The sequence below is a fragment of the Dellaglioa sp. CoH-57-MRSF-16 genome, assembly GCF_056782055.1.
Genome location: NZ_JBXAXZ010000001.1, coordinates 301,146 through 319,442, shown reverse-complemented (window position 1 = coordinate 319,442; position 18,297 = coordinate 301,146). Strand labels below are relative to the sequence as shown.

The following is an 18,297-nucleotide window of genomic DNA, read 5'->3' as shown; positions in this document are numbered from 1 at the left end:
ACCTGTGAGTAAACAAGCCGCCTTATCCACAATTGCCCACAACTATTATTGGTTAAGTTCACTCTTAAGATCTGAAATTTGACGCTGAAGTTTGTCATCAGTTTCTAACATTACAGCAATTTTTTCGTGAGCATGAATAACCGTTGTATGATCCTTACCACCAAATTCAGATCCAATCTTAGGTAAGGAATTGTCGGTAAGTTCGCGACTTAAGTACATAGCAATTTGACGTGGCATAACAATTGCTTTAACACGTTTTTTTCCTTTTAAATCGCCCACAGTAACGTGGAAATATTTAGCAACCCGATCTTGAACAATAGCAATTGAAATTTCATTTGATTTATCTTTTAAACTTAAGTTTTTTAAGGCATCGGCGGCTAAACTCGTTGTTATTTCTGAGTTTGATAAGGTCGCGTACGCTTGTACTCTAACCAAAGCGCCTTCAAGTTCACGAATATTCGAATCGATTTGGCCAGCAATATAACTTAATGTATCATCTGGTATTTCAAGATTTTCAGCATCAGATTTATTTCTTAAAATAGCAATTCTAGTTTCTAAATCAGGAGGGGTTATATCAACTGAAAGACCCCATTTAAAGCGAGATATAAGACGTTTTTGTAATTTTGGTATTTCGTTTGGTAAACGATCAGATGATAAGACAATTTGTTTTTTATCATCATATAAAGAGTTAAATGTATGGAAAAATTCTTCTTGTGTTGATTCTTTATCGGCAAAAAATTGAATATCATCCACCAGTAAGAGATCAACACTACGATATTCTTTTCGGAAATCTTCGGGCGTATTATTTCGAAGTGAGTTAATGAAGCCGTTAGTAAATGCTTCACTTGTAACGTATTTTACTTTTGCATCAGGATTGTTTAGAAGCATTTGGTGACCAATTGCGTGCATTAAATGGGTTTTACCCAAACCAACACCACCATAGAAAAAGAGCGGGTTGTACAAGCGGCCAGGTTCTTCAGAAACAACCAAAGCAGCAGCGTGGGCCATCTGATTACCTTTTCCAGTAACGAAGGTACTAAAGGTATATCTATCGTTTAATTTGGCATCACGCATAAAGGTAGGGACATTATCGTTATTAGAGTTTGAACTATTTGATACTGCCATATTTGATTGGCCGCCCGCGGTTAATTCACCCTTTATTTTTAAAACGGGATTGATTTCTTCACCAGTTGATTCGTAAAGAAACGCAACAACTTTTGGTGCTAGATGTTGTATCCAGTAAGTTTTATGTAGCTGGGAGGGTAGCTCAATAATAAGGTCGTTATTAATAAATTGTTTTGGTTCAGCTGATGAAATCCAAGTTTCGTAACTAACAGGGTTGAGTTGCGTTTTGAAATAATCAGTCAGTGAGGACCATAAATTTTCGAGAGTAAGCACAAAAAGCCTCCTTGTTTAAATAAATCGTAACTACAGTTTAGCATTTTAAAGAAGGGTTTTCCACAGGTTTAAAAAAATGTGTAAAAAATAATAACAGGGTCATTAATAAGTTTTCCACAGGGGTGGGCATAAAAAGATAAACCAGTTTTGTTTGCCATGTTATCCACAAATGAGTGATTGAAATAAAGTATGTTATTAAAGGATTTTCATTAGTTATTAACAGTTTTTAGTTAAGGGTGTGTATAACTTATTAACAGGCTGTTTATTGTGAAAAAGTGTGTGTTCCGAGTTGTGGACGACAAGATGTGTTTCACAACTCATCCACAACTAAAAAATAAATAGCGAAAAAGTGTGGATAACTAAATTACATTGAATTCTAATAATTTTCTTTCATAGAAGAAAGAAGTATGGTATTATATTCCGGTAAGTGAAATTGACGTCACTGGTATCTTATTTTTATCAAGATACCGATTAGTTGAAACATTAAGTATTTAAGGAGGTGCCTAAATTATGAAAAGAACATACCAACCTAAAAAACGTCACCGTGAACGCGTGCATGGTTTCCGTAAACGCATGAGTACAAAAGGCGGCCGTAACGTCTTAGCACGTAGACGCCGTAAAGGTAGAAAAGTATTGTCTGCATAGACCACTGATTTCAGTGGTTTTTTTTATTACAAAGATACAGTATCTATTTAACTGGAGATATTACATGAGAAAATCATATCGCGTTAAAAAAGAAGCAGAGTTCCAAACAGTTTTTAAAAAAGGTCAATCTTGTGCGAACCGAAAGTATGTTATATATATGATGGAAAAACCAGAACAAGCTCATTTTAGAGTTGGAATTTCAGTTGGAAAACGTATTGGGAATGCTGTTGCTCGTAATTGGGTTAAACGCCGTATTCGTCAATCGTTGTTAGAATTGAAACCAGATCTTAAACAAGATTGCGATTTTTTGGTTATTGCTAGACCATCTGTTGCTTGGTTGTCGCAAGAGGAATCCAAGAAACAATTAACACATGTTTTAAAAATAGCTAAAATTTTAGACTAATAAAGTGAGCGAGGGTATTCTTGTGAAAAAGAAGAGTAAGCGATTTTTAGTCCTATTAAGTATGTTGGGGTTAATGTTAGTCCTAGCGGGATGTAGTACAACACCAATAACGGAAAATAGTACAGGAATTTGGGATGGCGGTATCATCCTCAGTTTCTCTAGGGCTATTATTTTCCTTTCAAAATTATTTGGTGGGAACTATGGTGTTGGTATTATCATCTTTACCATAATCATTAGGGTTATTTTATTACCATTAATGATTTATCAAACAAAAAGTATGCGTAAAACAGCTGAAGTTCAACCTCAATTGAAGGCACTTCAAGCTAAGCATTCTGGTAAAGATGCTGCAACTGTTCAAAAATTACGTGAAGAACAACAGAAATTATATGCAGAAGCAGGCATTAATCCTGTTGCTGGATGTTTACCATTATTAGTACAGATGCCGATTTTATTAGCTCTTTATCAAGCTATTTTGAGAACGAACGTTTTGAAGACGGGTGAATTTTTATGGTTACAGCTTGGTGATAAAGATCCGTACTTCATCTTACCAATTTTTGCTGCAATCTTAACTTACTTTGTTTCTAAGTTGGGTGTTATGTCCCAACCTGAAGCAAACTCAATGTCAACGATGATGGTTTATGGTACACCAATAATGATTCTTGTGACAGCTGTTAACTTACCATCAGCCTTGTCATTATATTGGGTTATTACCAATGCATTCTCAGTTGGACAAACATTGTTAATTAATAATCCATTTAAAATTACACGTGAACGTGAAGAAAAAGTACGTCTTGAAAAAGAAAAAGTACAGGCTATTAAAAAAGCGAAAAAGAAAGCTTATAAGGGCCGTAACAAAAAGTAATTTTTGAAAACCAAAGTCCATTTAGTGGCTTTGGTTTTTTATTTTGGATATAATTACATAAAAGGTTAACAAGAGGAGGATTAAAATTGAGAAAATTAACAAAATCTAATAATAGAATTATTGCTGGTGTTGTCGGTGGTATTGCTGAATTTTTTAACTGGGACCCAACATTAACAAGAATAGGGTACGTTCTTTTAAGTGTCCTGAGTGCAGCATTCCCTGGTATTATTGTTTACATCATATGTGCAATAGTCATGCCAAATGCATCATCAAACTATAGATAACTAAAAATGCGTAACCAGAATATATCTGGTTACGCATTTTTGTTTCACGTGAAACATTTTAGAAAGTTGCTGTATCTGGATCTTGAGCATGACCAACAACACCATCTAGAGAGTTGATTTCTGCCATGTCTTCATCAGATAATTCAAAATCAAATAAATGAGTATTTTCTTCAATTCTGTCAGCATGAACAGATTTGGGAAGTGGTAAGAATCCATTTTGTAATGACCAACGTAAGGTAACTTGTGCAACACTGCGACCAATACGATTAGCAATTTTAACCATTGTTGGTTCCGTAAAGATAGCACCAGTTCCTAATGGGCTATAAGCTTCTAATTGAATATTATGCTTGTGACAATAATCAATTGTCTCTTTGGGAGTATCACCAGGAGCTAATCTAATTTGATTAATCATTGGTGTAATTGTTTGTGTTTCTTCCAAAATTTTAAAATGACGAGGACGGAAGTTAGAAACACCAATGGCTTTAATTTTACCTTCATTATAAAGATCTTCAAATGCACGCCATGTTTCTTGAAGATGACTTTCCCAATTATCTTCACGATAAGCAGCAGGATTTGGCCAGTGAATCAAGAATAAATCAAGGTAATCAACACCTAAATCTTTTAATGTTCGTGCAAATGCTGTTTGTGTTTCATCGTACGTATGAGCTGTATTAGCTAATTTACTTGTTAAAAAGATATCTTCACGAGCAACACCGCTTTCGGCAATACCTTCTCCAACACTACTTTCATTGTGGTACATTTCAGCAGTATCTAAATGTATGTAACCAGAAGCTAATGCTGATTTTACAGATGCTTTAGCAACATCACCACTTGGTGTTTGCCAAGTACCAAAACCAACAACAGGAATTTTGACACCATTTGCTAATTCATATGTGTCTGTTAATTTATTCATAGAATTAATCCTCCGAGTTTTTATATTTAGTATTTTCATTATAGGCTGAGTCCTATAGATTTTGTCAAATGAAAGAACTTTTCAAAAAAATCGTTCTGAAAAAGGGTATAGATAAGGGGTCAATTAGTGCTATAATATAACGATGATAATTATATTTGGAGGATGAACATGCCCATATTTACTGGAAAAAATGTTGATCAAGCTGTGAGTAACGGTTTGGCTGCATTAAAGCTTGAAAAAACACAGATTGAAATTAAAATAATCAATGAAGGTAAGTCTGGATTTTTATTTTTTGGCCGCAAAAAGGCAGAAGTTGAATTAATTGAAAAAAAAATAACAGAAAAACCAGTAAGCAAGAAAATTATTGATGAAAAAAAAGATAGTGTTACATCAAAGCCTCTAACAGCAGCAGAAAAAGCTGCTAGAAGTCAACTTAATGAAAAAGCAGTTCATGATGTTGGTTATTATTTGGCCGACATTACAGAATTAATGGGTATTGATACAGAAATTAATGTTCAATTTGAGCGCCGTCAGGTAACATATGATTTTAATACGAGTAAACAAGGATTATTAATTGGTAAACACGGTAAAAGTTTAAATGCTTTGCAATATTTAGCACAAGTTAATATGAATCAAAAAGCAGTTAGCAGAATGAATGTTATTCTAGATGTTGGTGGCTACCGTAAACGTCGCGAAGAAACGATTGAGCGCCTTGCAATTAAAGTGGCCAAGGATGTTATTAGAACGGGTGAGACGGTACAATTAGACCCGATGCCTGCTAACGAACGTAAGCAAATTCATTTTTATTTAGCACGAAATAACCGAATCAAAACAACATCGATTGGAACAGAACCTAAGCGCTCAGTAATTGTAGCGCCTAAAAATAAAAAATAGTCAGTAATAGAAGGGAGTCCCCACCCATGGCTTTAAAACATGATCCAGAAAAATTAGAAGATGAACTATGTTTTGCTATTTACACAGCACAAAAAGATTACAATAAATTTTATACAGAATCACTGAAGGAATTTAGCTTAACGTATCCGCAATATATTACGTTACTTTCATTGTGGGAAACGTCACCTGTTATGGTGAAGGAACTTGGTGCGAAGTTACATCTAGATAACGGAACATTAACACCACTTTTAAAACGTATGGAAAAGGATGATTGGATTCTTCGGACTAGAGATCCTGAGGATGAACGCCGTGTGAATGTCTCATTGACTGGAAAAGCTAAAAGAAGTAAACATAGAATTATGAAACAAATGTCGAATTGTTTTACTTCATTTGATATGACTGAAGAAGAATATCTTGGTTATGTTAATGAATTAAAAGTGATTACTAATAAATTAGAAAATCGCGGTATTCGTGGTTAGTGAATTAGAATCATCAAACAGACTTGTTGACAAATGTCGGTAAAAAAAGTATATTATTGGCATTGAACTTAATATTAGATAAAGTAGTGAAGGTGCTTTATCCACGTCCTTTTAGGGCGTGGAGTGGGCCCTTTTTTTGTTTGAAAAAATTTAAAGAATATGATTAATTAACTGCTAATAGAGCACTTGAAGGGAGTATTTAAAGATATGCCAGAATTAACAGAATTTGATACAATTGCCGCTATATCAACACCACCTGGTGAAGGTGCCATTTCAATTGTTCGATTAAGTGGTGAGGATGCCGTTCAAATTGCTAATAATGTATTTAAAGGGAAAAATTTAGGTAACGTTGATAGTCATACCATTAACTACGGACATATTTTAAATCCTAAAACGGATGAAGAAGTCGATGAGGTCATGGTCTCAGTTATGTTAGCACCTAAAACATTTACACGTGAAGATGTGATTGAAATTAACTGTCATGGTGGTATTGTACCAACGAATCAAATTTTACAATTATTATTAAGTAATGGGGCACGCTTAGCTGAACCTGGTGAATTTACAAAACGAGCATTCTTAAATGGTCGAATTGATTTATCTCAAGCTGAGGCTGTTATGGATTTAATTCGTGCTAAAACAGATCGCTCAATGAAAGTTGCACTAAATCAGTTAGATGGTAATTTAGCACGTCTAATCCGCAATTTACGTAAAGATATCGTAGATGTTTTGGCATTAGTTGAAGTTAATATTGATTATCCAGAATACGATGCTGGTGAAGAAATGACGACTAAATTATTGCTTGAAAAAGCACGTGATGTTAAGCAATATGTTCAAGAATTACTACAAACAGCGCAACAAGGTAAAGTATTACGTGAAGGATTAGCTACTGCCATAATTGGTCGACCTAATGTTGGTAAATCAAGTCTTTTGAATCACTTATTACATGAAGATAAAGCCATTGTAACTGATGTTGCTGGAACAACGCGTGATGTGATTGAAGAATACGTTAACGTTATGGGTGTACCTTTGAAATTGGTAGACACTGCCGGTATTCGTGATACAGAAGATAAGGTTGAAAAAATTGGGGTTGAACGTTCGAAAGAAGCGATTGTTCAAGCTGATTTAGTCATGCTTGTTTTGAATAGCAATGAACCTTTGTCTGCTGAAGATAAGCAGCTCATTAAATTAACACAGAATGATAAACGAATTGTTATCTTAAATAAAACAGATTTACCAGAAAATCTAGATCGTAAAGAATTAGAAAGTATGGTTGATCCAACGGAAATTATTTCTATTTCTGTCTTAAATCATGAAGGTGTGAAGCAACTTGAAGAAAAAATTGCTAACTTATTCTTTGGTGGAATTGAAAATAGCCAAACAACAGTTATGATTACTAATTCTCGTCATATTGGCTTGTTAAATCAAGCTGAGACTGCTTTAGATGATGTGATCACTGGGATTGCTTCCGGTATGCCAATCGATTTAGTTCAAATTGACATGACTAGAAGTTGGGAATTACTTGGTGAAATCACTGGTGATAGCTACAAAGATGAATTACTCACAGAATTATTTAGTCAATTCTGTTTAGGTAAATAATTGTTAGTAAATAGGAGAATATAAATGGACATTAAAACTTATGACGGCCCAGATTATGATGTAATTGTGGTTGGTGCTGGACATGCTGGTTCAGAAGCAGCACTCGCTGCTGCACGAATGGGTAATAAAACATTACTTATCACAATTAGTTTAGACATGGTTGCTTTTATGCCATGTAATCCTTCAATTGGTGGTCCAGCTAAAGGAATTGTTGTACGTGAAATTGATGCCTTAGGTGGCGAAATGGGTCGTAACATCGATAAAACTTATGTACAAATGCGTATGTTAAATACTGGTAAAGGTCCAGCTGTTAGAGCATTACGGGCACAAGCTGATAAACATCTTTATTCAAGTGAAATGAAACATACAATGGAAAAAGAAGAAAACCTAACGTTACGTCAAGGAACAGTCGATAGTTTAATTGTTGAAGATGGCGAATGTCATGGTGTTGTAACAAATACTGGGGCAAAATACCGTTCTAAAAGTGTTGTTTTAACAGTTGGAACGGCTGCTCGCGGTAAGATTATTATTGGCGAATTGAGTTATTCATCAGGTCCTAATAATTCACAACCTGCAATTAAATTATCTGAAAATCTTGAAGCTCTTGGATTTGATTTAGAACGTTTTAAAACTGGAACACCACCTCGTGTTGATGGGAATACAATTGATTACAGTGTGACTGATGAACAACCAGGGGATGTTGAACCTAACCACTTTAGTTTTGAAACACCTGATGAAGATTATATTGATGTTAAAAATCAATTATCTTGTTGGTTAACGTATACCAACTTGAAAACGCATGAGATTATTAATGCTAACCTTGATCGTGCACCTATGTTCTCAGGAATTATTAAAGGTGTGGGTCCACGTTACTGTCCATCTATTGAAGATAAAATTGTTCGTTTCTCTGATAAACCTCGTCATCAGCTCTTCTTAGAACCAGAAGGCCGTTCAACGGACGAATTTTACGTTCAGGGCCTTTCTACGTCAATGCCGGAAGAAGTCCAACAAGATATTATTCATTCAATTAAGGGCCTTGAAAACGCTGAATTAATGCGTCCGGGTTATGCGATTGAATATGATGTCGTGGCTCCTTATCAATTACGACCAACGCTTGAAACTAAATTAGTGAAGAATTTATATACCGCTGGTCAAACAAACGGGACTTCTGGATATGAAGAAGCTGCTGGACAAGGAATAATGGCAGGAATTAACGCTGGGTTACGTGCTTTAGGCCGCGAAGATTTTACGTTAAATCGAAGTGACGCTTATATCGGTGTTATGATTGATGATTTAGTAACAAAAGGGACAAACGAACCTTATCGTCTATTAACATCTCGTGCTGAATATCGCTTAATCTTACGTCATGATAACGCTGATTTACGTTTAACTGAAAAAGGATATGATATTGGTTTAATTTCTGAAAAGAGATTAGCTATTTTTAAAGCTAAAAAAGCTGAAATTGAAGCCGAAAAAGCTAGATTACAATCATTCCGTATTAAACCTACTGAAGATGTGAATGCATTCTTAGCAGAACATAATAGTGCCGCTTTGAAAGATGGCGTGTTGGCTAATGAATTTTTACGTCGCCCTGAGGTAACTTACGCAGACATTGAGAAGTTTATTCCAGGTCCTGACCATGAATTAGACCATAGAATTATTGAACAAGTAGAAATCCAATTTAAGTACGAAGGCTATATTAAAAAAGCACAAGAAAAAGTTGCGAAGTTAAAACGTATGGAAGCTAAAAAAATTCCAACAAATATTGATTACGATTCTATTGAAGGAATTGCGACGGAAGCGCGTCAAAAATTCATTAAGATTCAACCAGAAACATTAGCTCAAGCTAGTCGTATTAGTGGTGTGAATCCTGCTGATTTATCAATTCTTGCTGTTTATATTGAACAGGGTAAGATTGCTAAAGTTAATAATTAATAGTACAGAAATGCAGAAAAGGCACCAATCAAGTATACTTGATTGGTGCCTTTTTAACTTTTTATAATTAGGTTAAGCAATAAACTTAAAATCCAGCTGCAGAGATGATTGAAGCTATGTTGGCTGCTAAACTGACAGCAAATACTGACATAACAATCATGAAAACTAAAGCTAATAGAAGTTGTCCAATGACAACGCCGTAAAGTTTATCTATTTTAAGTGGATTTGTATCAATAATCATCGATAAAATGAAAGCAATACTCATGATAAGGGCCATTAAAGCATACATGAATACAGCAAGGCCTCTCATTCCAAGTAGCATGAAAAGCATACTAAGGACAGCTAATACAAGATTGATCATGAGGTAGTGTGTAAAGCGATTTGTAAATGAAAGTAAGGTATCACTCTTATCGCCTAAAACAACATTACGAACAAAAAATCCAATTAGTATGTAAAAGGCAAAAGCTAGTAGTGTTAAGAAAAATAATTTTGCGTAGACACTACTGTCAATTGTTGGCGCATAGGTACTTTGAGTGTTAAAGAGTCCTGAAAATAGACTTGAATTAACAGATTTAGCAACATTATCCATTATTAATTTTACAAAAATATCATTAAATATGGCGAATAAAATAATTGTCGTAAAGCCGAAATATTTATGACCATTTTCTAAAATTGTGGGATGTTTAATGGCATTTAAGAAATAAGACCAATAATTTGATGCGAATGTTTTAGCTTGTTCAATATTCTCATTTTGAGCTTTAGTATCTTGTTGTTGCGTGTATTGTTGTTGGAATTTTGTTGGTTCTTGTACGTTTTGTGATTGTGTTGCGGCCGTTTCTTGGGCTGGTTTAATGGAAAAGGCAAATCCACAGTTTGTACAAAATTTTACATTTTCTGGTTGTTGTGAACTACAGTTTGGGCATGTTTTCATGATTATTTCCTCCAAAGTTTAGTTGTCTTCAATTTTTTCACTAATTTTTTTAGCGGGTGTAATTGACTTGATTAAGAAGTCATCGTTATTAGAATAATTAACTTTAGCAGTATATCTAAATACTTGTGTTTTAGTTGAATAATTATCGTCACTATCAGTGAAATCGAACGTATAAGTAACATCATAAGCGACATCAAATTTATTTTTATCTGTCGGTGTTACTGATAATACTTTAGCGTCATAAGAGACACTACTGATTGCATCATCATCATGATAATTTTTAGCAATAGTCACCCATGCCTTGGCATCTGCATTGCTTGAGCCATTAACAAAGAAACTGCCTATTGAGCCATAACTATCATTTGAATCCTCATTAGAGTCATCACCATCGATAGTGTAGTCATCAATTTGGGTAAATAAATTGTCTATATAACTTTCTGCATCATCTAGAGTTAACATATTAGGAAAATTAATATTGAATAAATTGCTACTAGAACTATCTTGAAAGCCATTTTCATCTGTATTATTTAAAGTTACGTCGTTATCATCATCGCTACCTGAAATTTGGTATTCACTGGTAACGAGAGTGTTGTCTCCGACCTTTTCTTTAAGCTGCAATCGATTGTTTCCAGAAGAGGCAATAGGGCCAATTGTTGCAGAACCATCATCATCAGTTGTACCAACTTTTTTAGAATTAACATAGATATCAGCATTTGCGATACTTTTAATTCTAAAAGTAAGTGTACTTAAATCTAAATTGACGTTAGAAGTTGAACTAGTGAGCGTCTCAGTCGATTTATTATTTAGTTTAGTACCATCAATAGAGCCAGCTGCTTCTATTGTGTAGTTACCGGGAACTAGATTTGAGATTGTTTTACTGTAATTATCAGAGTCAGCTGTAGCAACTTTTTTATCATTCATCTTGATAACAGCCCCAGAGCTATTCGTTGATAAGTTAACGGAAACGGTTGAAAAGTCAGCCGTATATTTAGGGAATAATAACCAATGTTTACCATTTTCTTTTAAATGAAAATGTGTTGAAGTGCTTGCTCCATTGGTTAATTCGTTTTTAAAAGTTTTAAGAGAGTCTGTACTACCCCATGCATCTGATGCAGGTTTCATAGACTCATCAGTAATTTTTAATGCCGTATCCGATGTTGAAAAATAAGCTTCCATGTTTTTATCGGTTTTTAATGCATCTGTAATTCGTTCAATTTGATTTTCTTTTGAGTAATATTTTGTTCCAGCATAGTAGCCAACAACAATAATAAGAGCGATAATACCAATCAAAATTCTGATGAATTTTGTTTTACCTGAGATGGGTAATTTAGGATTTGCAGTTCGTGTTTGTGTAGGTGGCATTTGTTGTTGTGTTGGTTGAACCGGCGTAACAGGTTGCTGTGACGCAACTGAATTAACACGTAAATCAAAATTACAATTAGGACAGAAATTACCATCCTTAGGAACTTCACTTCCACAATTAGGACAGAATTTTTTTGTCGTACTCCCAGATAAATCATCTGAAGGCGCATAATAGATTTGTTCTTTTTTAATCATTGGATCTCCTTTTTAACTACCTTAATAATATGATTAACTTTGACTACTTAACTAAAAGTTACCAAATCTAGTGTATACATAGCGAGTTTTAGTTTATAAAATAATGGCTAACTCAATCGCATAAAATAGGATTTTAATCATTGGTACTTATGTATTTTTTTAGGTTGTTAGATGCAGAATTAGTAATACCCCCCGTGGCCTCCTTAGATTTAAATTACTAAATCAACGAATAAAGACAAACCTTAAACGAAACTTAAGTTATTTTATCAGCTTAAAAGGTTTTTGTATATATATATATATTAAAAAAAGATAAGCTATAATCTGTTTGATTGTTTTAAAAACCTTTACCATAAAGAGAACCTTTCTGATTAGGAGTTTAATATGCTTAAAAAAATAGGAATTTTAATTCGTGCTAAACGAAAATTATTGAATATGACCATTGAGCAACTGGCTGAAAAATCAAAATCTTCTGTTAGTTTAATTTCTTTGATAGAGCGAGGTAAGTTAGATAATATTAAAATAAAAAAATTATCAGATATTGCTGAAGCGCTGGATATGACGTTAGCTGACTTCTTTACTAATCAAAATTTAAAAGGTGTTGCAACGCTGGATTTGATTAATTATCTTGCTTCTTTACCCAAAGAAAAAAGAGAAGCGACAGCTGAATTATTGCTTAAAGTAATCCGTTTATAAATGATTATCATTAATGATTGACCATGCTATTTCTTCAATAGTGTGGTCAATTTTTTGTGCTTGATAGGCTGAGACTAAATCAATTTGTTTGGTAGGTAAATCTAAAGTTAAAATATCAAAATTGTGAAAATCAATCCTATGGTTACTAAAGTCATAAATTAAAAATTTTAAATCTTGTAATACCTTCAAATTATCGTGTATATCTATCCCATTCATAAATAAAATCTCCCTTACTAAAAAACTGTATAAAAAAAGCATTAGCTTTTATTAGCTAATGCTTAGATTACAACAAAAATAGTTAATTTATAAGACTGATATTAATAAAAATTAATTCTAACGATAGTACTGAGTTTTGTCAATATGACATAAATTAAAGGTTTATCCTTTTAAGTAGATTAATTAATTTAAGTAAGTATTGAAGTAATAATTATTTAAAAAGCTGTTGAAAAATAGACAGTAAAAGGAGCAACAAAATAACTATAAAATGACGATTTTTATGAAGCATTATGATAGCAATGAATTCACGCAAGAACGCATTAGGTAAAAAATACCATGGCGTTTTCCCGCCAATGCCTTGAGCATTTACACCAACCATTCGTGCAAATATTGCAGCACGAAAGATATGGTAGTTATTTGAACTGAATAAAATATGATCCCCTCTATGATCAAGATCAATTATTTTTTTTGAGAAACGCATATTTTCAAAAGTCGTTGTTGATTTGTCTTCTAGTAATGTAAATTCTTCTGGATAACCACTGTCGATGGCCCATTTTTGCATTGCCTGTGCTTCTGAAATAGACTCATCATTACCTTGCCCACCTGAAAAAATAATAATCGGGCGTTTACCGCCTAATAGTATTTGTTTGTCCGCAAAATTGGTAGCACGTTTGATTCTGTTGGCAAGTAGTTTACTAACTTTATAACCGTTGATTAAACCTGCACCTAGTACAATGATGTAGTCTTGATCATATTTTGGACGTCGTAAGCTATATAAAATACTAACAGACAAGAAATTTAAAAAAGCGAACATAAGATATAAGCCAGTCAACGAAGCAAAATTAAATGGTAATTGAAGATACCAAGGCCACGTACTGATTAAAGGTGTCACAAACCAGCGAATGATAAGAACAATAGCAAGTAGTAGTCCAAGCATGTTAGCTAATGAATAACTTTCACGTTTAAAGACTAGTCCAGTATTAATTAATAAAAATGGAATAGTTGCAATTGAAAGTAATATCAAACCTATAGCGCCAACAATGATAATAAAAACAGCGCTATTTTTCATAAAATTGATAGGGGAAGTAGCGAGTACACCTATTAAAGAAATGACAAATATATTGAACAGAAATCCATTAATTAATTGACGTGGTTCTTTGTGAAAGCTGATATACCAAATAGCTAACAATAAAATAGGTAGTAACAGTATTAGATAGTCCATATGAATTCCTCCGAAGTAATAGATAATAAACTAATTCTAGCATATTTTTGAATAAATAAGGTACTAATAAATTTATATTTAACCGTTTACATGGACGTTAACATATGATATATTATTCACATGAACAAAATATCATATGAATAATATATCATATAGAGGAGATGCTATAATGGTCACACTATTAGGTTCAACTGTACTCGCATTCATTTCAACAAATATCGATTATCTTTTAATTCTAATTATTATTTTTGCTAAGTATAAAAATAAACATGAAGAAAAATTAATATTTATAGGAGAGCTACTTGGTAGTGGGACGCTTATAGCAGTTAGTTTGATTGCTGCCTTTTGGTTAAAACTGATTCCTGAAGAATGGATCTTAGGATTTTTGGGACTTATTCCGATTATAATGGGTATAAAAATGTATTTTAGTGATGAAGATGAGGGTAATGAGGTCCGGGAGAAATTAGGAAAACCGGGTCAAGGCATAATTTTAAATGTAATTATGATTACTATTGCAACTTGTGGACCAGATAATCTTGCTATCTACGTCCCATTTTTCACGACATTATCTATTAGGGATGTACCTATTGTACTGATGCTATTTTTTATATTCTTATGTATCATTACATGGTTGAGTAAAATGATTACTAATTTACCTAAAATCCAAGAATTTTTTCAAAATTTTGGTAATTTAATCACTCTAATTGTTTATGTTTTCTTAGGTCTATATATATTATTAGAAAGTGGTACTATTCAGCACTTTATGTAGGAGGAAAATAATGCAACCGTACAATGAAATTCCAAAAAGTGAACTTGATGAATCAATTATGATAACTAAGCTATTGAATAATCGAATAAGATTACAATTAATCTATTTATTGGAACAACATGAATATAATGTAACTGAATTATCAAAGATACTTAATGTTGAACAAACAAACTTATCTCATCAATTAAGTTTATTAAAAACGCATCAAATAATTAGTCAGAGACGAGAAGGAAAGTTAATGTACTATCAAATTGACGATCCGCATATTATTGAAACTATGACAGCGCTGTTGCAACATGCAAAACACGTTGCAAATGGAAAACCTTATTAAATAGAAACGTAAGAAAAAGAGATTAACTTCAAATTGAAGTTAATCTCTTTTTTGATTTTTAAAATCTGTAGTGGTTACTATGGACCCTAACGGATTTGAACCGTCGACCTTCTACTTGCGGAGCAGACGCTCTCCCAACTGAGCTAAGGGCCCGAATAGCTTTATAATACACCAAATAGCCAAAATTAAAAGAAAAAGTTAGTTTTGCTTCTATGTATTTATGCCATTTTAAAATGTTTCACATGAAACATTTTAAAATGAGTAACGATTTTTAAAGATAAAAGGTTTCAAATATCACTTGTTAATAGTAGGGTAAAAAGCATTAAATACCAGTTTTTGATTAATGATGAATAAGCCGAAGAGTATAAGATTTTTGTTTTTAAATAGCAGACATAATCTTATGATGGCGTGATGTGAAGATATTTCCAAACATTAATAATTATTCGATTAATACTCTTTTAGAAGGAACAAATAATAAAATTCAGATTTCTAACGGACTTATTTCCAATCTTAGCAACTTTTATAGATTCCGAACCAGAATACTTTATATATTAAAATCCATAAAAAAAGGTCCCACTCACTTAGTGAGTGGGACCTTCATAATATTATTTATTAACAGTACCAGCAAATGAAGCAGGGTAATATGCTAATGCACCAATTTTAACATTTTGACCAGGTTCTGGAGCAGCGATATATTGGCCACCACCTAAGTAAATACCAACATGGTATGTAGAACCTTGAGCTCCCCAGAATAATAAATCTCCAGGTTGAGCAGCAGCAGTTGATTTCTTAGAAACATTTGATTCTTGTCCAATAGTATTACGGTTTAAGTTAATACCAACTTTTGCGAATACATATTGTGTGAATCCTGAACAATCAAAACCAGAAGGAGTTGATCCACCCCAAACATAAGGAGTACCTATGTATGCTTTAGCAACAGAGATAACTTTGCTTGCTGAGTAGCTTGCTGTTTGTGTTGTAGAGCTTGCAGCAGCAGTATTAGCTGTTGAAGTAGTATTAGAACTTGCAGCAGCAGTATTAGTTGTTGAAGTAGTATTAGAACTTGCAGCAGCAGTATTAGTTGTTGAAGTAGTATTAGAACTTGCAACAGCAGTGTTAGCTGTTGAAGCAGTATTAGAACTTGTAGCAGCCTTAGGTGTTGAAGTAGCATTAGAAGTTACAGCAGCTTTAGGTGTTGTTGTAGCTTTTGCAGGTGTAACAACTTTTTCAGCAGTTGTAGAAGCTACTTTAGCCATTGAACCTGTTAAGTTTAATGTTTGGCCAGGGTTAATCATTGAATTAGAAGATAAACCATTAGCATCACATAGTGCTGAGATAGTAATACCGTTTGATTGAGCGATTGACCATAATGAATCGCCGTTTTTAACAGTAACAGTCTTATTATTTGTAGTAGATGCTGCTTTAGGTGTAGCTGTTTCTACTTTAGGAGTTGCAGTAACTGATTTAGCAGCACTTACTTCTGCTTTAGGAGTTGTAGCAACTGGTTTAGCAGTACTTGTTTCTACTTTAACAGTTTTAGCTGGTGTTACTTTAGCGGGAGTAACAGTAGTACTTGCAGCTACCGCTTTTGAACCAGTTAATGTTAAATTTTGACCGGGTAAGATAAGTGCTGAGTTATCAGCAAATCCATTAGCCGAACGAAGTGCTGAGATTGAAATGCCATTTTCTTTAGCGATTGACCATAATGAATCACCATTTTTAACAGTAACGGATGTTTTATTTACTGAAGTATTAGTAGTAACGATAGTACTTGTTTTAGCTGAAGTACTTTTTTGTGTTGAGCTTGCTTTAGCGTTGCTATCCTTTTCAGGAATATTTAATGATTGACCACTTACAATAATATGAGAATTTGCGTCAATATTGTTTAAAGTTTCGATTGTTTTGATTGAAACGCCATACTTCTGAGAAAAAGCCCAAACAGTATCGTTTGTTTGAACTTTAACTGTTGCTGCATCAGCAGTTGCGTTAGATGCAAGAAGGAGGCCAGCGGTACCAACTGTACCGAGTAATAATGATTTAAGTGTGTTATTCAAGTTGAGTCACATCTACTTTCTTATTTTATTGGATTTATACTACAGTAACTATTGTAACCGGTTAGTGTTGCAATCAAATACAAAAACTATTACAACTTAGCATGATTTTGTAATATATACTAAGTAATGTTTATATATCAATGATAATGATGATTTATGTATTTAACTTATAATTTATTTAATTTAGTAAATCCCATGTGCAATAATGGTTTAGAACACTTTCAATATATTTTAAATTAAAATATATTGCCCCCCGATGTTACAAAGATATTACAGAAACCTTATGTTTCTATACTACTAGAACTAATTAAAACTATACCAGTCGTTTTACATGGTTGCAAATGAAATTTTAAGTTTTAATAGAAAGGGATTTCATTGTCTGGTATCATTTGAATTATTGGATATTGAAAGTCCTTAAATAGTTGGCGTATAATTAACTAAATAAGGGGATAAAAAATATAATGATTAGGTGGAAATATGAAAAGAATAGTTAAAGAAATAATGAGTTGGATTATACCGATTGCAATCGGTTTAATAATCGCGATGCTTTTAAAAACATTTGTTGTCACAATGGTACGTGTTGATGGGCCATCGATGCAACCTAACTTAGTTAATAATGAGCATGTTGCTGTTGTTAAAGTTATTGATATTAAGCGCTTTAGTACTGTTGTTTTTGATGCATACGGCGTAGATCCTGATGCAACTGAGGGTCAAGAGTATGTTAAACGTGTTATTGGAATGCCTGGTGATACAGTAGAATTTAAAAATGATCATGTCTATGTTAATGGTAAAGAAATTGAAGAACCTTATATTTCAACTTATCAAAAAACAGTAGGGACAAGGGTTCAGAACATAAATGCTAAAAACTGGACATTCAAGTCATTGGCTGTAGATAATCAATGGGCTAAAGATACTTCAGCTATCAGAGTACCTTCAGATAAATATTTTGTTCTAGGAGATCATCGTTCAGTATCTAATGATAGTCGTTACTGGGGGTTCGTTGATAAGTCGAAAATTCAAGGTGTTGTAAAAGTACCATTCTGGAATTTTAATAAGGCTGATCATAAATATATTTATTAATTGCATTAAAAATGCAGAAAAATAATTCGATTGAA

Annotated in this window: 19 protein-coding genes and 1 tRNA gene; 12 read left to right on the top strand and 8 right to left on the bottom strand. The window is 33.3% G+C overall.

The annotated features are described in order from the left end of the window. Positions 1-45 precede the first annotated feature (45 nt). The gene (gene dnaA / locus AC1RPH_RS01465; RefSeq protein WP_481761085.1) at positions 46-1,398 is read right to left on the bottom strand and encodes a chromosomal replication initiator protein DnaA; all 1,353 of its coding nucleotides are present in this window, start codon (positions 1,396-1,398) and stop codon (positions 46-48) included. A 510-nt stretch (positions 1,399-1,908) separates the two neighbouring features. Between dnaA and rpmH the strand changes: the two genes are divergently transcribed. The 4 genes from rpmH to AC1RPH_RS01445 all read left to right on the top strand — a co-directional run bounded on the left by rpmH (position 1,909) and on the right by AC1RPH_RS01445 (position 3,592). After that, the gene (gene rpmH, locus AC1RPH_RS01460) at positions 1,909-2,043 is read left to right on the top strand and encodes a 50S ribosomal protein L34 (protein WP_057974157.1); all 135 of its coding nucleotides are present in this window, start codon (positions 1,909-1,911) and stop codon (positions 2,041-2,043) included. A 64-nt stretch (positions 2,044-2,107) separates the two neighbouring features. After that, on the top strand, positions 2,108-2,446 hold the full coding sequence (rnpA, locus tag AC1RPH_RS01455) for a ribonuclease P protein component (RefSeq protein WP_409021846.1): 339 nt from the start codon (positions 2,108-2,110) through the stop codon (positions 2,444-2,446). 22 nt (positions 2,447-2,468) lie between these two features. After that, positions 2,469-3,308: a membrane protein insertase YidC gene (yidC, locus tag AC1RPH_RS01450; protein ID WP_481761084.1), complete on the top strand. Its 840-nt coding sequence runs from the start codon at positions 2,469-2,471 to the stop codon at positions 3,306-3,308. An 86-nt stretch (positions 3,309-3,394) separates the two neighbouring features. After that, positions 3,395-3,592 (top strand): PspC domain-containing protein, encoded by a 198-nt coding sequence (locus AC1RPH_RS01445; RefSeq protein ID WP_409021843.1) that lies wholly within the window; start codon positions 3,395-3,397, stop codon positions 3,590-3,592. A 58-nt stretch (positions 3,593-3,650) separates the two neighbouring features. Here the strand turns inward: AC1RPH_RS01445 and AC1RPH_RS01440 are convergent, their stop codons facing one another. Further along, the gene (locus tag AC1RPH_RS01440; protein WP_481761083.1) at positions 3,651-4,505 is read right to left on the bottom strand and encodes an aldo/keto reductase; all 855 of its coding nucleotides are present in this window, start codon (positions 4,503-4,505) and stop codon (positions 3,651-3,653) included. A 168-nt stretch (positions 4,506-4,673) separates the two neighbouring features. Here AC1RPH_RS01440 and jag point away from each other — a divergent pair, with 168 nt between their 5' ends. From jag to mnmG, 4 genes are all read left to right on the top strand, one after another. After that, complete coding sequence (gene jag / locus AC1RPH_RS01435) at positions 4,674-5,399, top strand: RNA-binding cell elongation regulator Jag/EloR (RefSeq protein WP_481761081.1); 726 nt, start codon at positions 4,674-4,676, stop codon at positions 5,397-5,399. Between the two features lie 26 nt (positions 5,400-5,425). Next, on the top strand, positions 5,426-5,878 hold the full coding sequence (locus tag AC1RPH_RS01430; protein ID WP_481761080.1) for a MarR family winged helix-turn-helix transcriptional regulator: 453 nt from the start codon (positions 5,426-5,428) through the stop codon (positions 5,876-5,878). A 207-nt stretch (positions 5,879-6,085) separates the two neighbouring features. After that, positions 6,086-7,474: a tRNA uridine-5-carboxymethylaminomethyl(34) synthesis GTPase MnmE gene (mnmE, locus tag AC1RPH_RS01425; RefSeq protein ID WP_481761079.1), complete on the top strand. Its 1,389-nt coding sequence runs from the start codon at positions 6,086-6,088 to the stop codon at positions 7,472-7,474. Between the two features lie 24 nt (positions 7,475-7,498). Next, on the top strand, positions 7,499-9,409 hold the full coding sequence (gene mnmG, locus AC1RPH_RS01420) for a tRNA uridine-5-carboxymethylaminomethyl(34) synthesis enzyme MnmG (protein WP_481761078.1): 1,911 nt from the start codon (positions 7,499-7,501) through the stop codon (positions 9,407-9,409). Positions 9,410-9,494: 85 nt separating this feature from the next. Here the strand turns inward: mnmG and AC1RPH_RS01415 are convergent, their stop codons facing one another. Together AC1RPH_RS01415 and AC1RPH_RS01410 are read right to left on the bottom strand one after the other, a co-directional pair. Further along, positions 9,495-10,340, bottom strand: a complete 846-nt coding sequence (locus tag AC1RPH_RS01415; RefSeq protein WP_481761077.1) for a DUF6574 domain-containing protein — start codon at positions 10,338-10,340, stop codon at positions 9,495-9,497. 18 nt (positions 10,341-10,358) lie between these two features. After that, positions 10,359-11,897 (bottom strand): zinc ribbon domain-containing protein, encoded by a 1,539-nt coding sequence (locus AC1RPH_RS01410; RefSeq protein ID WP_481761076.1) that lies wholly within the window; start codon positions 11,895-11,897, stop codon positions 10,359-10,361. 381 nt (positions 11,898-12,278) lie between these two features. On the opposite strand from AC1RPH_RS01410, the gene AC1RPH_RS01405 reads away from it, so the two are divergent. After that, entirely contained in the window at positions 12,279-12,590 is a 312-nt protein-coding gene (locus AC1RPH_RS01405) for a helix-turn-helix domain-containing protein (protein WP_481761075.1), read from the top strand. Here the strand turns inward: AC1RPH_RS01405 and AC1RPH_RS01400 are convergent. Together AC1RPH_RS01400 and AC1RPH_RS01395 are read right to left on the bottom strand one after the other, a co-directional pair. After that, a complete protein-coding gene (locus tag AC1RPH_RS01400; RefSeq protein WP_409021835.1) occupies positions 12,585-12,806 on the bottom strand; it encodes a hypothetical protein in 222 nt (73 codons plus the stop codon). The two genes, AC1RPH_RS01405 and AC1RPH_RS01400, sit on opposite strands and share 6 nt — an antisense overlap. Positions 12,807-13,017: 211 nt before the next feature. After that, the gene (locus AC1RPH_RS01395) at positions 13,018-14,028 is read right to left on the bottom strand and encodes a YdcF family protein (protein ID WP_481761074.1); all 1,011 of its coding nucleotides are present in this window, start codon (positions 14,026-14,028) and stop codon (positions 13,018-13,020) included. Between the two features lie 169 nt (positions 14,029-14,197). On the opposite strand from AC1RPH_RS01395, the gene AC1RPH_RS01390 reads away from it, so the two are divergent. Together AC1RPH_RS01390 and AC1RPH_RS01385 are read left to right on the top strand one after the other, a co-directional pair. Then, the gene (locus tag AC1RPH_RS01390) at positions 14,198-14,797 is read left to right on the top strand and encodes a cadmium resistance transporter (protein ID WP_481761073.1); all 600 of its coding nucleotides are present in this window, start codon (positions 14,198-14,200) and stop codon (positions 14,795-14,797) included. Between the two features lie 10 nt (positions 14,798-14,807). Beyond that, positions 14,808-15,128 (top strand): ArsR/SmtB family transcription factor, encoded by a 321-nt coding sequence (locus tag AC1RPH_RS01385; protein ID WP_481761072.1) that lies wholly within the window; start codon positions 14,808-14,810, stop codon positions 15,126-15,128. 80 nt (positions 15,129-15,208) lie between these two features. On the opposite strand, the gene AC1RPH_RS01380 is transcribed toward AC1RPH_RS01385, so the two are convergent. Then, positions 15,209-15,281 (bottom strand) — tRNA-Ala (locus tag AC1RPH_RS01380). 452 nt (positions 15,282-15,733) lie between these two features. Then, positions 15,734-17,182 carry a C40 family peptidase gene (locus tag AC1RPH_RS01375; protein WP_481761071.1) on the bottom strand — a complete coding sequence of 483 codons (1,449 nt, stop codon included), beginning with the start codon at positions 17,180-17,182 and terminating at the stop codon, positions 15,734-15,736. A gap of 477 nt (positions 17,183-17,659) precedes the next feature. Between AC1RPH_RS01375 and lepB the strand changes: the two genes are divergently transcribed. Continuing rightward, the gene (gene lepB / locus AC1RPH_RS01370; protein ID WP_481761070.1) at positions 17,660-18,262 is read left to right on the top strand and encodes a signal peptidase I; all 603 of its coding nucleotides are present in this window, start codon (positions 17,660-17,662) and stop codon (positions 18,260-18,262) included. The last annotated feature ends 35 nt before the right edge of the window (positions 18,263-18,297 follow it).